We start from the raw sequence: 16,727 nt of genomic DNA, 5'->3' as shown, positions 1-16,727 counted from the left end.
GCATTCATATCGGTAAGTTTCCAAAACTTTGCGGATCTTTTTCCTAATTCGACCGAATGGACACCACAATATTAAACCTGATATCGTGATCGGTACGTCCGTATACTCCTGATGTTTTGGGCAGCAACTTACTGTAGTTGTATTCAAAATTGGCCTGAATCATTTGTGAAAACTGGTAACCAATAACGGCTGCCCCATTTATACGCGCCTGTCCACCAGTAACCGTACTTGAAAACTCCGCACGATTGGGATCTTTAATAATATCATCCGGTCCGGCGGTAAGAGCCTCATCCAGATCGGAATCGAGTTTAAACTTTTTCTCTTCATCCTCGATATAGCTCCCATTCAGCGTAATATCTACGGCATTATCCAAGCGCGTGAGAAATGGAATTTTGAAATTCCGGATGGTATAGGCAAAGGTGAGTTTGAGTCCCTTTGAAATACGTTCGATAACTGTGGAATTTGATAAAGCAAGACTTGTAACCTTGCTCTGTTCATATTGCACATTGGTGCGTAAGTTCGATTCCCAGGTCAAATTTAATCCCAGAAGTGGACTAAATCGCTTCTCAATATTAATACTATTGGGTTCGAACTCAGGACGACGGTTACTCACTGAATAAGCCCCCAGTGAAATATCCGGCAGCCTACTTTGATCCGCATTGTAAACCCATCCCAGTCGGTAAGTACCGCTATAATTATGCGATATAGATGCGCGAGACATAAAGTCCCCAAAGTAGGGAATAAATTTTTCAATGCCGGTCCATGTAATTCGCCAGCCGGGAAGTGGAAACGGCGCAAAGCTACGGTCGCCAATAGCTCCTTGGCTAAAGGTTAAGTATGATCTCCTGAAATCATCCTGAAGAGCAGTTCGGCCCAAGACGGTACGTCCATCACTATTACCGGTGGAGTCGATAATAACTGTATTATTGCCAATATCATTGAAAGCGGTGTTCAGTTGTTCCTTGAAAAAATCCTCATAACCGTTCCCAAATACCCATACGCTCGAAGAAATAGATCCATTTTGTGAACGTACTATACTCTGATTTTGATTAGGATCAATAGTAATTGATTGTGAGTTTGTCTCACTCCATTTGGTATTCCAAGACAAATCGATTCTCAAGTTTTTAAATGGCTGTAACCGAGACCGTACGGTAATATCGTCGGTTAAACTACGATTTGATGGGAGCTGCAGCGATGATTTTTCACTTGGATTATCAATCAGCCGATCGAGTCCAATTTCGTTTGCAAATCCTGTGCGGTACAAGAATGGGGGCGAATATCCTTCACTATTGCGTCCAAACATATCATAAAGCGGTGAGGTGCCGGCGTATCCACTTTGGAGCGAATTCTGTGAAATATTAAATGAGAAGTCTATAGACTGTATACTTAGTAATGCTCCTGCCGCCTTTTTCCCAATACTGCCAAGCGTTTTGGCAAGCTGATCTTCTGATAAGCCTTTGGACGTATCCGCCGCTGAAGTATTATTTGACCTACCATTATTTTGCAAGTTTCGATACCAATCCATTCCGTTTAGCAGACTCCGCATACTGAAATCCAGGGTCTGATTTAACGAAAAATTATTCGACACGTTTGCCCCCAAATTGGATCCCCTTGGACTGTTCCTCCATTGATATCCACCGCTATAATTAGCAGAATAGTTAATCCAGTCTAACGCACGTACCTTGTTTAATCTTGGCTGCCAACCGGCAGTATACGACTCCTGGTAGTTGGTACGTCTGGATGACAACGTATCAAATACCAAGTCGTTCAGCACATTAAAAGAAGGACGAACTGAATACCGGGTAGAATCAGCCATGGGATTAGCCGAGCCGGCCTGTTCAATTCCAGCTCGCGATAAATCAAAGACCGTGCGAGAGCGAAAAGTTGTTTTAATACTTGGCGTAACATTATATCCAAAGCCAAATTCCGTATCGTAAGTAAAGCTGTGTGACTGTTGCAGCGCATTCTCCAAATCGGGATTGGTAACCCTGCGAAGCTGTTCGTCGTATTCCCGATCAATCCCCACCGATGCGTTGATCGAAGCCGGAGTATATCCCAGTTGAATGCCAGCTAAGGGATGCAAAAGCGGCACTTGCCCAAGAAATCCCAGTGGCCGGAATACCTTTGTTTGCGGGAAATTATAGTTGTACCGAACAGAACCGCTATAATTCCAGTTATCCTGGCGCTGATATTGGGGATTTCGTCGTTTGCTAACATTGTAAACATAATTTATAGTAGTTTTATCGAGCGTATATTCAGCAAGCTTTGACTGCGATCTGGACTTTGATAAATTTGAAACATTGATGGAATAACTCTCTGTTACCGTCTGACTTTGACGGATACGCTGATCAATAATTTGTTGTTTCTGGGATTCAGTAATATCGTTGCGAGAATTTACCGCATCTTCAAATTCTGAGAGCCGAACATCTCCCTGGTTCGGCAAATATCGAGGCGTAGAAGATGAACGTCGTGTTGAAAGGGATACCGGGATATTCCAGCCAAAACGATCGGGTATAAACTTGTGCATATTAACCGTTGAATTCAGATCGTACGCCTGAACGTTAGACATCCGCCGCTGCCCCAGCCGTGAATTAAGAGCACCAAAACCATCCGTTTCTCTGTTAAAGTTTGCATTTACCGTAGCAAAATCGGCCAACTTCATCTCTGCTTTGGCATTGGCTGCCCAACCCGATTTATTATCAAAGCCCGATACCCGTAACTCATTAAACCAAAATTGCCCGTCCAATGAAGCAATTCCACCGGCATCGGGATTTTGCGGATCAAAGGGATTTTGAATCCCCATTCCGATCTCTCCCACTCTGTCAAGTGAAGGATTTCCTTTAACAGCAATTACGGCCCCTGAAGGAGCGTCCTGTAACAGATCGCTGCGCTCAAAAACCGTATTGGCTTCGACCCCCTGTTGATCGCGAAGCTGTTTTAACTCATTAAAGGCTCGCGTCAAAATATTCAGGCTGTTTTCTTCGTAGAGCCAGACTTCCTCAGCCTCCATCTCGCGTTCGGCCTCACTCATTTCACTTAACTGCTCAGTACTATAAGGATAATTCGGGTCGGAGGGAGAAATAGGTTGACGGTACTCGTAGTAATTGTTTGTAAGATCCGTCCCAAACCGTACCACCAGCTCTGCATCACTGCGATTATCGTATCCCTCCCCATGCACAAACATTCGCACATTGGAATAGTTAATCATATTCAATCCTCCTGGATATACGCGCTTCATCATCTTCAATTCACCGGGTCCCAGATTTTCTACATTCATGGTGATTGACTGCTCATTAGCAATAGTTTGCCGCTGACGATCGCGATTGACAGCTCGTATTGCTCCTTGGGGTTGGCGATATGGAATTGGGCGGCGCTGGCTGTTTTCTTCAATATTTACCGATGAAATATTGAACTCTCCTTGCGTAGTACCTTGCTGCTGATCTACATTGGTGGCCGGGCGCCATTGGCTACCCACCAGCTCAAAAGTAGCAAAGCGAAGGGTAAATGGTTTTTCATATCCCGAAAGCCATACCCTGATATATGAGATATTCTGGAAATTTTCGATACCGCCCACTTTGCGTACCCAATCCTCTAATGGCAGGCGAACCTGATACCACCGATCCTGCTGATTGGCCCCATCTACTTTATCAACAATAAAAGTGCCTTCGGTACCCGGTTCCAATTCAGAAAAGTCGGCAGGATTCCAGTCAATTTCGTACTGAAAATAAGCGTTGTTTTGCTCAACAATAGATGGCGTTATCAATCCCTCGGTGTCGGGCTTATTGGTCACGGCACGCTTTTCACCCTCGTTTGGCGGGGTATTCCCATCATGATAGCCATACATACGCGCAAATCTTTCCTGGAGGTTTCTATTATTCAATTGACTCTCTCCATAATACACGTAATCATCGTTAGAGGGATCATTTTCAATCTGCTGATATTGCTGCGTCCCCATCCCATATTCTGAAGCCATAGCCTCAAGAAATCCTGAAAATAAATTCTGCTCGTTTTTATTATCGACTCCTCCAGCATTCGGTGCACCATCTAATCCTACATCCGACAGCTCCCGAGTATCATTTGAAAATTGACCCTCGGGAGCTGGCAGCGGTGTGGGAATATATGATCGGGACTGCCCGCTAATATTATCTTCTTGTAAATCCTGAGGGCGTCGTACCAATCCATCCTCGGTATTGGTTTTATAATTGGGAACCACATCTTCTGAAACGACTCCAATATCTATATAAATTTTACCCTCATAATCCTGCAGGTCCTGTGCTGATGGAGATTGTCCGTTAGGCAATACCGACTGCATCCAAAATTCGAGGAATTCGATATTATTTTGCGTTAAATCTTCCTGACCCGAAGGCAGGGTGGTCGTCATCCCACTCCAGGTACGTTCCGGTTCATCCCGCAGCAACGTTCGTAGATTTTCGTTGTAGTTATAAGGCCCGCGTTCAGTGGGATCAAAATAAATATCGAGCGTGCTAATAAAATTTTCTTCGGTAAGAACATCCCGATTAGGAAAAACATCCGTCACCTTAACTTGCTCGGTTTCAGGCGTAAAGTTAACACCGCCCAAGATTTGATCAATATTTTGTGGAATACTGTACCAGGCAAATGTTCCCCTAAGATCGGAGCGGGCAATTTTATCTGCAATATTCGTTGATAGATTTTCCGGCGGATTATCCTCAAAAAAGACCTCATCCGGCCCATAGCCCGGCACGGCTGCGGGTGCTGCAGCAAGATTCCAGCGGCTGGGGTTCATAAAACTCAGTCCAATATCCGAACCTTCAAAATCATCGATAAAAGACAACCCATTTTCTTCATCTTCAAACAGGCGGTTGCTTTCAATCGCATCATTTACAGCGCTTGTCTGGGATACGCCCGGTCGGAGATGGGCAAATTCTCCACTCAAAGACAAGTTCGAATTTTCCTTGGTCTGCAGCAATGGAACCTGATCAATAAGCCGTGTAAGCCAAGGGGTGTCAAAATGAGCATTGGCATCAACCCCCACTACCGAATTATTTACCGGTTCGTCCCCAATACGAATTTTGTCCTGTAACGGACGCTCTTTAAGATTAAAATAGGTACTTCCAAGCGATATATTATCCGTAAACTGATACTCTGCTCGTAGTCCGGTAAAGCTTTTCTTCCCAATCTGGGTAAGCTGATTGTTTTCGTATTCAATTCTAATCTCCTGTCCCTGCCGCAGATACTGTTCATTTAAGATCGTAATACTTCCAATCGAATAATCAACAGCGTAATCAGTGCCCTCCTGCAGCTCGCGTCCGTTTGCAAAGACCTTTACCGATCCTTCTACCAGTGAATATCCCAGTGAATAACTCGATGAAATACTACCCTTTGAGCTCCCCTGAATCCGATAAAAACTATTTTTTGAGCTTTGATTCGCATTGACCTTCTTCTCGTTGTAAAGTTCATCAAATGTCAGATCACTTACACGATCAGGCGGAGTCCCCGATTCTGTAAGTAATTGTTCAATACGTGAACCAAAGGGCTCCAAATAGGGAAAAACAAGGATGCCCGTAGAAGGCTCTAACACTGTTGTACTAAAATCGATTTTGTTATCCGGGTTTAATGCCCCTTGCTGATCTACGCGGTCAAGCCCCAAATCTTGTAGCAAAATTTGATCGCGTTGCGGCAGAGAACTGCTGGGAACATTTTGCTCGGTATATTTAATATCGAGTTCCAATCCATCCTGTGTTAAATTATTCGCGCCCAATGAATACACATTCTTCATCATCAGATCCCACAAAACATTCGTGGTGGTCACCGTCTGAGGACGCAGCAACTTTAAATACATACGCTCATTCCCCCCTTGGCTCACATCCCCCACACTAACAGTTTCACCGGTCTGGGGATCACGATATTTAAACGAAACGGCCAGTGCCTGCCGTGAACCTAAATTCCGTTTGATAGATAAATAGCCCAGGTTTCGATCCAACCTATAGTCCGCGCCTTCCTGCAGGGGAACAAAGTATCCTTCTACAAATGAGGTGGCCTCCACCCCAAAACTTTCGGCTGATACCCCTTGAGCAGGGTCCCGATATTGGGCCAGCGTGTCCTCATCAAATACATCTTGTTCCTCATTCGGCGGTAAAAAGGTACTATCCGGATTTTGCACAACGCCTAAATTGCCCAGCGCTATTGCCTGACGTTCGCCCTCTTGTGATTGTGAAGATTCACGAAGCACCCACACGTTTACCTCCGTAAGCTGCAACGCCTGTCCCTGCTGCTGTGGATTTGAGACGTTATTTTCAAACTCCTGGCGGGTAAAGAAATCCAGAAAGAAGTGTTTATCCGACTCGTAATCCCCCGGACGAATAGAAATTTCCTGTTCTTGGGCACCGCCCGTAATCGTTTCTGTTTTACTATCCCCCTCCTGCTGTGATAAAACGGACGTCAACTTCAATGATCCAATTTGTGCTACGGATTTAACCCCAAATAATGCGCTACCGCCTCTGATAAGCGAGTTGCCTGTTTGCATAGATACGTTCCCTAACTCCAGACGCTGCAAAATCTCATCCTCGTAACCATCATAGACAATACTCAGGCGGTTCATAAAATCGAAGTCACGCTCGGTATCCCAATCCGTTTGGATCGAAAGCTTATCCCCGATGGTTCCCTGAATATTTAATTTCAAACTTTGCTCAAAAGTAGGATCGATCTGCCGGCGCTGATCTTCCGGTATTTCGGGATTTTCGGTCGTCTGAATCGAAGCCCCAACATTCATATTGGCCGTCCCGTTGATGCGCAGATTAACTTCAGGCTTGCCGAAAATAGTTGTAAATGCAGACTCCTCCCCGCCCGGTATATCAAGATTAAAATCGAGCAGTCCCGCCTGTTGCTGACTTTGGGTTTGCTGCTCTTGTATTAGCTTCTGCCAATTATCTTTCAGATGGCGCTGTTTAGACTTTTCAGCATATTCCTCAAAACTCATCCGCATGCTGGATGCAATCGGCATCTCAAATAGCATGCGCTGACTATGGTACGCTCCCAAAGAATCACGCTGGATATAGGTCTGTTCTTGTGGGAGTTTTATATAAAAAAGCTTGGGAGGAGTATCTGGAAAAGGTTGTGAAATAGCAGGTGGCTCATGCAACCGGGGCAAGGTATCTGGTTGGGCAGGCGTTATGTGCAGTAAATCCTCTCCACCCTGAGCCATACTCTGCTCGGGGCCCGCTACCATAGCTGCCAAGCAAAAAAATAAAACTAAGGTTAAAAAATTAAATGCGTTGAGCTGCACGAAACCGTTGTAGAATATATTTACATATTATTTCTATCAGCAAATCTATAGTAGCGATTCTCTATATACAGCTCCTTTTTTTTATTGAAATGATCGTATCTCCATGCACTCTGAAGAATTATAATGGATTCCTGCTTTCCATAAAAGTACAAACTCTGGTTTTGTCCTCATAATAAATCTCCATTTTGTAAAGAACCCATATAGACCTAATTTTAGGCTTCTTAACTGATCAACATTATGCGATTATTACCCAACAAACTACAATTAGATATTCTTAGGCGGCATATAGGCCCCTTCATCTTCTGCTTTTGCACGTTGATGTTCCTGCTGCTAATGCAATTTCTGATTCTTTATATAGATATGCTGATCGGCAAGGGATTACCACTGGGAGTTATTTTAGAGCTGATTATTACCAACCTGGCTTCCATGGTGGTTCTTGCTGTACCAATGGCCGTACTTGTGGCTTCGCTGATGGCTTATGGCAAAGTTACCGAGTTAAACGAGTTAACAGCTATACGGGCCGCGGGCATTAATCCCATTCATGTTATAAATCCTGTTTTGACAGCTGCTATTTTGCTTTCTGTCTTTTTAATGTGGTTTTCTAATGATATACTTCCCGACGCCAATCAGCGGGCTCGCTCCCTGTTTATCGATATCCGACTCAAAAAACCGGGTTTTGATCTGAAGGAAAATGAATTTTACGAGGGTATCGATAATTACACTTTTCTGGTAAAGGAAATCACCAATGAATCTGATTCACTCCGTGATGTAACCATATACCAACATCCTACGCGCGACCGTAAAGAAGCCTATATAAAAGCCCAAAAAGGACGACTGGAGAGTAAACAGAGCGGACAAACTTTAACCTTGTTTCTCAGTAACGGATCCGTGCTCCGCAAACTTGATCGCCGGCAAAAAGGAAAACTGATTGACGTATTTGAAGAAACAAAATTTGAACGGTACCGCATCAGTTTTGACCTTTCAGATTTAGCTTTTTCGCGCTCTAACCCTGCTGATCGTTCCCGCAACGACCGTACTATGAATATTCAGGCAATGAGTAGCGTTGTCGATTCCCTTCAGAATCAAATAGAAGAACAAAAAGAGCATATCCAACAAAATAAAAACTATATCTATCCTACACTTACCAAAGGCAATACCGGTCAAAAAAGGGAATCTAAGTTGAGACAATCCAATAGTGATACTACAGATATCCCTTATGAAAGCCAATTTGTAGCTTTGCAACAGTTCCAGTCAAAAGCAGAACAATTGAGACTGCACGATATTGGCCTGATGAAACTTCGCAATTATAAATCGTTTATTGAAGAAGTCGTCTCCGATACTGAGTGGCGCCTCGAAAAGATTGCGCAATATCTGGTTGAAATCCATAAAAAATTTTCTATCCCTATTGCCTGTATTGTTTTTGTACTCCTCGGCGCCCCTATCGGAATGTATACCAGGAAAGGCAATTTGGGATATGCTGCACTTATTGGTACGGTATTTTTAACCTTCTACTGGATCTCTATTATACAAGGCGAAAAACTGGCAGATCGGCTTTTCATTTCCCCATTCACCGGCATGTGGATATCAGATATTGTGCTCGGTGCCGTGGGGCTTCTCATGGTCATCAGCATTAGTACCCCTTTTAAACTTTCAAGATTGTGGACTCAACGTGACAAAAAAAATTGACCGCTATATCTTTTTTAGGATGTTGACCATCACTTTGTTTGTAATGATGGTGCTGATATTCATTTTTATCGTCATCGACTTTTCGGAAAATAGCGAAGACTTTACGGATAAAGGAGCCACCTTTATCCAAATTTTTGGAGTCTATTATCTCAATTATATTCCTGAGATTACCCGCCTTATTATACCTGTTGCCGTATTTGTTGCCTGTTTGTATTTAACAGGACAAATGGCCGAACGGCTTGAAATCACAGCCCTCAAAGCAGCCGGAGTAAGTTTATACCGCCTCATTTTACCCTATCTGGCTTTCGCTTTTTTAATGACAGCCACTATGAGCTATCTCGATGCTTTTGTGATCCCCAATGCCAATGAAAAACGCATTACGTTTGAGCAGGAATATCTAAGCGGTAAATCGGATAAAGTAGATACAAACCGAATATTTCGACAAGAATCTGAAAATTCCATCTTTAAAATCAACTACTTCAATCCCGATAAGGGGATCGGATACCGGGTAGATGTGGTAAACTTTAAAGGCGATAGTATCAGCGAAAAACTATTCATACAACGCATGATTTGGCAGAAAAAACAGCAACACTGGAAGCTTGAAAATGTAAAGAAACAAACTTTTTCCCAGATGGGATATTCCGAGGTCCATATCGATTCCATGGATACAACGCTGAATATATACCCACGTGATTTAACCCGCAAAACGTCCGACATTTATCAGCTTACCTACCCCGAAGCACAAAACTATATTCAATCTATTCAACGCAGCGGAGCAGGCGGTATAGAATTGCCACGAGTACAGCTTTATGGACGATACGCTTACCCGTTTTCTATAATCGTAGTCACTATTGTGGGATTTGCCCTGGCATCAGTACGACGACAAGGCGGCAAAGGATTCTATATTGCAGCCGGACTGGCAGTAAGTTTTCTGTATTTGGTCATGATGAAAGTCATTGAACCCTTTGGTGGGCAGGGACAAATTGACCCCATGTTAGCCGCAACGCTCCCACACCTGATATTTATGATTATTGGGATAAGTATACTCGTAAACGCCCGTAAATAACTCGTAATTACCTGTTTAGCTTACCGAGTAGTTGGGGGCCTCCTTCGTAATCTCTACGGTATGGGGATGACTTTCTTTGTAAGCCGCCGCCGAAATTTGTACAAATTCCGCTCTCTGTAGCGAGGGAATATCCGGTGCTCCGCAATAGCCCATCGCAGCACGTAACCCCCCCGTCATCTGGTGCACGACCTCGCTTAGATATCCTTTATAAGGCACACGTCCTTCAATGCCTTCGGGCACCAGCTTGTTGATATTATCTTCCACATCTTGAAAGTAACGATCCTTTGAACCCTGTTCCATTGCGCCCAAACTTCCCATTCCACGGTACGACTTATACTTGCGCGATTCGTAAATCACCGTTTCGCCCGGAGCCTCATCAACACCGGCAAACATCGACCCCATCATCACAGCATGAGCACCACCGGCCAGTGCTTTCGGGATGTCCCCGGTCTGCTTAATACCACCGTCTGCAATAACACTCACACCAGCTTCGTGTGCAAATTCAGCCACTTCCATCACAGCGCTCATTTGCGGCACTCCAACGCCGGTCACCACGCGCGTGGTGCAGATAGATCCCGGTCCGACTCCTACTTTCAGAATATCGGCCCCGGCATCAACAAGAGCTTTAGCTGCGGATTTCGTCGCGATATTTCCGGCAATAAGGTTCAAGTCGGGATAGGTGCTTCTCACTTCTTTTACCATTTCTAACACTCCTTGCGAATGCCCGTGAGCCGTATCAATCGTGATGACATCAACCCCGGAATTCACTAATGCTTCAACGCGGTCAAGGGTGTCAGCCGTAACACCCACAGCCGCCCCTACACGCAAACGCCCCATATCATCTTTACAGGCATTGGGAAAGTTCATCTTCTTTTCGATATCCTTGAAGGTAATCAATCCCACAAGCTTCATATCTTCATCAACAATAGGTAGCTTTTCAACCTTGTGCTTTTGCAGTAGCTTCTCTGCCTCATCCAGTGTCGTCCCTTCGCGAGCCGTAATAAGATTCTCAGTCGTCATGATGGTACTGAGCTTCTTATCCACATAATGCTCAAAACGAAGATCGCGATTGGTAACAATGCCAATCAGGGTATTGTCATCCTCCACAATGGGTATTCCTCCAATCTTGTGCTTTTTCATCAATCCCCGTGCTTTGCGGACCGTCTCATCTTTCCCCAGTGTCACCGGATCCACAATCATGCCGCTCTCGCTGCGCTTCACCATGCGTACCTGATCAGCCTGATCCTCAATCGACATATTTTTGTGCAGCATAGCGATACCTCCTTCACGCGCCAATGCAATAGCCAGTCTATACTCGGAAACGGTATCCATGGCCGCACTGATGACGGGAATGTTAAGCGTAAGATCCGAAGTCAAATCCACGCTTGTATCTACATCGCGGGGAACAACTTCGGAATGCCCCGGGACTAAAAGCAAGTCATCATAGGTTAGTCCTTGGCGTGATATTCGATCAAAAGGAGAGGAATTTTTCATAGCACAGAGAATCTGCAAGCATTGCGGTTCTGGTTTGAGCAAAGATAAAAAAAATGTGAGCGACCTGCTTAACAGAATTTCTTAAAAATGCTAAATAAGACCGCTCACATACGCTTGCTGCCAAGCGCCTCTCCAATAATTTCACAACGATTTTATATGCAAGGCCTTAATGGCGGTATCCAGAGAGCAGATGCCATCACGATAACTTTCCACCCAGTGCACCACGCGCTGACGACGACGTTCTACGTATGGATCGCAGCTGGAGTATTGGCCCTTCAATTCATTAACCATTGCCGAAACATCATCTTTGATTTCCAGCTTCAGAGTGTCGGGTATATCGCCCCATCCCATCAGCTCAAACATCTCCTCGAGTTGACGGTGTTCTTTTTCAGCCTCCTTCAAAACCTTACGAAGAACTGGCTCTAAGTTCGTATCAAGACTTTTTTGTGTTGTTTTTATCGCGGTATTCATGGCAGATTACTTTTGTTTAATTGATGTTCAGTTCTAACTTAATTACCATATGTGACACCATTATGTCACCCCTTTTTTAGTAAACTATAAATTCCATCTAATGCCGTTTCTATTCTTTGGTCAGGAAGTTGTTTTTTATCCCAAAAGCATGAATTTTAAGTCCTATTAATAATTACTTACATCAATAGCTTACTATGCATTATTTGAAAGCGTTTACGCTCGCAATAATCAGCTCGCTCGTAATTTTTAGCTGTGACATGATGAATAAATTATCAACAGTTTCTTCTCCGGATGGAAAGCTCGCAGTCACATTTTCTATTTCCGATTCCGGAAATCCTCAATACACTGTACAGTTCGAAGGAAAGCAAGTTGTTGACACTTCAGGCTTGGGATTTGAATTCAAAAACCGCCCTCCTTTAAAAGACGGTCTGCAAATTTCAAGCATTGAACGGAGGTCTGTTGATGATAGCTGGCAGCCGGTTTGGGGCGAACAAAAAGAAATTCGTAACCACTATAACGAACTGCTGGTATCACTCAAAGAAACGGACAATCAAGAGCGTGTAGTAAAACTTCGTTTCAGAGTTTTTAATGATGGGGTTGGATTTCGATATGAAGTTCCTGCCCAGAAGTCGATGGCTGACAGCCTGTTCATTATGAATGAGCATACCAATTTCGCACTGACCGGCGACCACACCAGCTGGTGGATCCCCGCTGATTATGACAGCTATGAATACAATTATAAGCAGTCAAAAGTAAGTAAAATTGACGCCTCTGAATTCGCCAGTGAAAATGAGCGTGTTGATCGACAGATTGATAACTTCAAGGCGGCCAACACGCCCATCACCATGAAAACGGACGATGGCGTTTACCTGAGTTTTCATGAAGCGAATCTCACCGATTATGCAGGAATGACCCTTGGTGTTACGGAGGATTTGAAATTAGTAAGCGAACTCGTCCCTTGGGCGGATGGCACAAAGGTAAAAACCAAACCGCCCTTTTCTACGCCTTGGCGTACTATTCAAGTTGGCAAAAGTGCAGGAGAACTGGCCGAATCTTTTATCCTCGAGAATCTAAACGAGCCCAACAAACTGGATGATACTTCATGGATTGAGCCCATGAAATACACCGGCATCTGGTGGGAGATGCATCTCGGGAAATCAACCTGGGGCATGGAAGAAGCGGCTGACGGTTCTTTTGGTGATCAGGGTGGATCAACACATGGAGCTACTACTGAAAATGCCAGTCGATATGTCGATTTTAACAACAAAGCCGGCATCAAAGGGCTGCTCATCGAAGGATGGAATACCGGCTGGGAATACTGGGGAACAGATTCACTGGGCTTTTTCGATTTCACCACTCCATACCCTGACTTCAATCTGCAGAAAGTGGCCCATTACGCCCAAGAAAACAATGTGGCGCTGGTTGGTCATCACGAAACCTCAGGACAAGCTGCTCATTACGAAACTCGTCTTGATACCGCCTTTCAGCTTTATCAGGATCTCGGAATTCATCACGTCAAAACAGGCTATGCCGGAGGGGTTATTCCAAAAGGAGAATATCATCACGGTCAGTGGATGGTGCGTCACTATCGAAAAGTGATCCAAAAAGCGGCTGAATATCAGATTGGAATCAATGCCCACGAACCCATCAAGGGAACGGGACTACGCCGAACTTATCCCAACATGATGACCCGCGAAGGAGTGCGCGGCATGGAATATAATGCCTGGAGTGAAGGCATGCCTCCCGAACACACCACTATTCTACCTTTTACGCGCGTGCTAAGCGGACCTATTGACTACACGCCCGGCATTTTTGATATCACCTTTGATAAATACAGTGATGACGAACAAGTGGGGTCAACATTGGCTAATCAGCTGGCACTTTATGTCGTATTGTATAGTCCCATGCAGATGGCTGCTGATCTACCGGAAAACTATCTTACTGATAATGGCGATTTTCATCCCATGTTCCAGTTTATTCGGGATGTTGCGATAGATTGGGATGCTTCTCACGTGCTTGATGCAGAGATTGGAGATTATGTCATTACGGCTCGTAAAGAGAAAGGCAGTGACAACTGGTTTTTAGGAGCAGTTACAGACGAAAATGAACGCACGAAGGAAGTATCTCTCGATTTTCTGGATACCGGAAAGACTTATCATGCCACTATATATCGGGATGCAGAAACCGCTCACTGGCAGCAAAACCCCACAGCTTATGAAATCGAAACACAGGAAGTTACTGCAGATACGACGATCGAACTCTGGATGGCCCCGGGCGGTGGAACAGCCATCAGCTTTGAAGTAAAATAAGAGCTTATGAATTTGATGGGATGACTGATCTTGTCATCCCATCAATATTATAGATAGCAAAAAACCGATAGCTTATTCCGGGTAGATTGACTTTTTAGCGGCAAGCAAGGTGTTTTTCATCAACATGGCCACAGTCATTGGGCCCACGCCGCCGGGTACGGGGGTAATCCAGCTGGCTTTATCTTTAACGCTTTCAAAATCACAATCACCTACCAGGGTATAGCCTTTTTCCTTTTTTTCATCTGCTACGCGATTGATACCAACATCAATAACAACAACCCCTTCTTTGACCATCTCTCCCTTGATAAGCTCTGGCTGTCCCGCTGCTACTACCAATATATCAGCATCGATGGTATGCTTGGTCAAATCTTTAGTAAACTTATGACAAACAGTTGTTGTAGCCTTACCCTGCTCTCCACTTTCTTTATTCAGCAAGATTGAAATCGGCCGTCCCACAATGTTACTGGCCCCAACCACAACGGCATGTTTTCCTTTCGTTGGAATGCTGTAATGCTTTAATAGTTCGATAATTCCGGCCGGCGTACACGATCGAAAGCTGGGCTCTCCAACGGTCAGCCGACCTACATTCATAGGATGAAACCCATCCACATCCTTTCGATAATCGATTGACTCAATAACATCATGCGCCGACAAGTGATTAGGAAGCGGAAGCTGAACTAAAATACCATCCACAGAATCGTCATTATTTAATTCATGGATAGTCTGTTTCAAGGCTTTGGCAGAAACGGTATCGGGGAGACGCATCGTATCCGTTTCAATTCCAACTTCTTTACAAGCCCGAGTCTTGGCCCCTACATATACATCCGAGGCGGGATTATTCCCCACCAAGACCACCTGTAGAAATGGAGGACGATGACCGGCATCTGTCCAATCCTCCACATCCAATCGAACTTCATCACGCGTTAGCTGAGCAACTTTTTTTCCGTCTATAATCTTTGCTGACATTCTAAATGCTGTTAGGAACTAAAATTATCATACGTAGGATACGAACTACGAAATATCCTGTTCCTTCATAAAAAGGATATTTCGTATGCCGTATTCTCAACGTTCAATATTGTACTTTTTCATCTTGTTATACATGTGACTCCGCTGAATATCAATGGCTTCGGCCGTTTGGGAAATATTCCAATCATTTTCATCCAATTTGCGTATCAAAAACAACCGTTCTGCCGATTCCTTAAATTTCTGAAACGTTTCTACATTATCCGCCAAATCGGTAAAAGTATCACTTTTCTTGCCGCCAGAAAGCGTGAGGTCTTGGACATCCTCTTTGTTTATCTCTGAATCATCCGCCAATAATCCTAATCGCTCAATACCATTTTGCAGCTCACGCACATTCCCAGACCAGTCCTGCTTTTTGAGTTCTTCCAATGCTTCATCAGTAAAGCTTATTCCTGAAAACATAATATCTTTTTCAGCCAACTTCTGGAGACAATCTTTGGCCAGCAGTGGAATATCCTCGCGGCGTTTGCGTAGTGGCGGTACATGAATTGGAATGACATTTAGGCGATGATACAAATCTTCGCGAAATCCACCAGTTTCTATTTCATCAAGAAGATTCTTATTAGTTGCCGAAATCACTCGCACATCAACCGATATTTTCTTTGTTCCACCGACACGAACAATGGCATTCTCCTGCAAGGCGCGCAACACTTTTGCCTGGGCATCTGGACTCATATCCCCTACTTCATCAAGAAATAATGTTCCTCCGTCGGCCTGTTCAAACTTACCGATGCGCTGGCTGCTGGCCCCGGTAAAGGCTCCCTTCTCATGACCAAAAAGTTCGCTTTCCAACAAATCAGCCGGAATAGCTGCACAATTCACATCCACAAAAGCCTCACTACTGCGATCACTTTTCTCGTGAATCCAACGTGCAACGAGCTCTTTTCCCGTTCCATTCTCACCGGTAATCATCACCCGTGAACTGGTCTGCGCCACTTTATCAATGGTTTTCTTAATCTTTTTAATGGCATCACTTTCCCCAATGATGTCAGGAACATCAGGCAGACGCGATTTGATGCTCTTATTTTCTTCGGTAAGGCGATGTTGATCCAACGCATTGCGAACGCTAACCAACAGTCGATTGAGATCAGGGGGTTTTTCAATAAAATCAAAAGCGCCCTTTTTGGTAGCTTCAACGGCAATTTCAATATTGCCGTGGCCCGAAATCATGATCACCGGAAACTGATAGTTTTCCTCTTTTATTTTGGTAAGGATCTCGATCCCATCCATGCCACGCATCTTAATATCCAGTAGCATAAGATCGATTCCATTTTCATCCAAGAGATCAAATACCTCTTTCCCACTTTCTGCTTCAAGCACGTGATAATCCTCAAACTCGAGGATATCTCGCAACGAATTCCGGATACTTGTCTCGTCATCCGTTATTAAAATGGTGGGTTTTTTATCTGTCATC

General features: G+C 44.3%; 8 protein-coding genes. 3 read left to right on the top strand and 5 right to left on the bottom strand.

The window, feature by feature from the left end; genetic code table 11:
* Positions 1-43 precede the first annotated feature (43 nt).
* Positions 44-7,207: a cell surface protein SprA gene (gene sprA / locus ACQ76V_RS01105; RefSeq protein WP_440999018.1), complete on the bottom strand. Its 7,164-nt coding sequence runs from the start codon at positions 7,205-7,207 to the stop codon at positions 44-46.
* A gap of 294 nt (positions 7,208-7,501) precedes the next feature.
* On the opposite strand from sprA, the gene ACQ76V_RS01100 reads away from it, so the two are divergent.
* Both ACQ76V_RS01100 and ACQ76V_RS01095 read left to right on the top strand, forming a co-directional pair.
* Positions 7,502-8,950, top strand: coding sequence for an LptF/LptG family permease (locus ACQ76V_RS01100; RefSeq protein WP_440998618.1), 1,449 nt, complete (start codon positions 7,502-7,504; stop codon positions 8,948-8,950).
* The gene (locus tag ACQ76V_RS01095; protein ID WP_440998617.1) at positions 8,934-10,016 is read left to right on the top strand and encodes an LptF/LptG family permease; all 1,083 of its coding nucleotides are present in this window, start codon (positions 8,934-8,936) and stop codon (positions 10,014-10,016) included. The genes ACQ76V_RS01100 and ACQ76V_RS01095 overlap by 17 nt, the downstream gene beginning before the upstream one ends.
* A 15-nt stretch (positions 10,017-10,031) precedes the next feature.
* On the opposite strand, the gene guaB is transcribed toward ACQ76V_RS01095, so the two are convergent.
* Positions 10,032-11,510, bottom strand: a complete 1,479-nt coding sequence (gene guaB, locus ACQ76V_RS01090; protein ID WP_440998616.1) for an IMP dehydrogenase — start codon at positions 11,508-11,510, stop codon at positions 10,032-10,034.
* Between the two features lie 141 nt (positions 11,511-11,651).
* Positions 11,652-11,981, bottom strand: coding sequence for a hypothetical protein (locus ACQ76V_RS01085; protein ID WP_440998615.1), 330 nt, complete (start codon positions 11,979-11,981; stop codon positions 11,652-11,654).
* A 257-nt stretch (positions 11,982-12,238) separates the two neighbouring features.
* On the opposite strand from ACQ76V_RS01085, the gene ACQ76V_RS01080 reads away from it, so the two are divergent.
* Positions 12,239-14,290 carry a glycoside hydrolase family 97 protein gene (locus ACQ76V_RS01080; RefSeq protein WP_440998614.1) on the top strand — a complete coding sequence of 684 codons (2,052 nt, stop codon included), beginning with the start codon at positions 12,239-12,241 and terminating at the stop codon, positions 14,288-14,290.
* Positions 14,291-14,362: 72 nt separating this feature from the next.
* Here the strand turns inward: ACQ76V_RS01080 and folD are convergent, their stop codons facing one another.
* Together folD and ACQ76V_RS01070 are read right to left on the bottom strand one after the other, a co-directional pair.
* The gene (gene folD, locus ACQ76V_RS01075) at positions 14,363-15,256 is read right to left on the bottom strand and encodes a bifunctional methylenetetrahydrofolate dehydrogenase/methenyltetrahydrofolate cyclohydrolase FolD (protein WP_440998613.1); all 894 of its coding nucleotides are present in this window, start codon (positions 15,254-15,256) and stop codon (positions 14,363-14,365) included.
* A gap of 96 nt (positions 15,257-15,352) precedes the next feature.
* The gene (locus ACQ76V_RS01070) at positions 15,353-16,726 is read right to left on the bottom strand and encodes a sigma-54-dependent transcriptional regulator (protein ID WP_440998612.1); all 1,374 of its coding nucleotides are present in this window, start codon (positions 16,724-16,726) and stop codon (positions 15,353-15,355) included.
* Between the last annotated feature and the right edge of the window lies 1 nt (position 16,727).

This window comes from Fodinibius sp. SL11, from assembly GCF_052060035.1.
GTDB lineage: Bacteria > Bacteroidota > Rhodothermia > Balneolales > Balneolaceae > Fodinibius.
The sequence above is the reverse complement of the archived record's forward strand: the minus strand, read 5'-3'. Positions and strand labels throughout refer to the sequence as shown.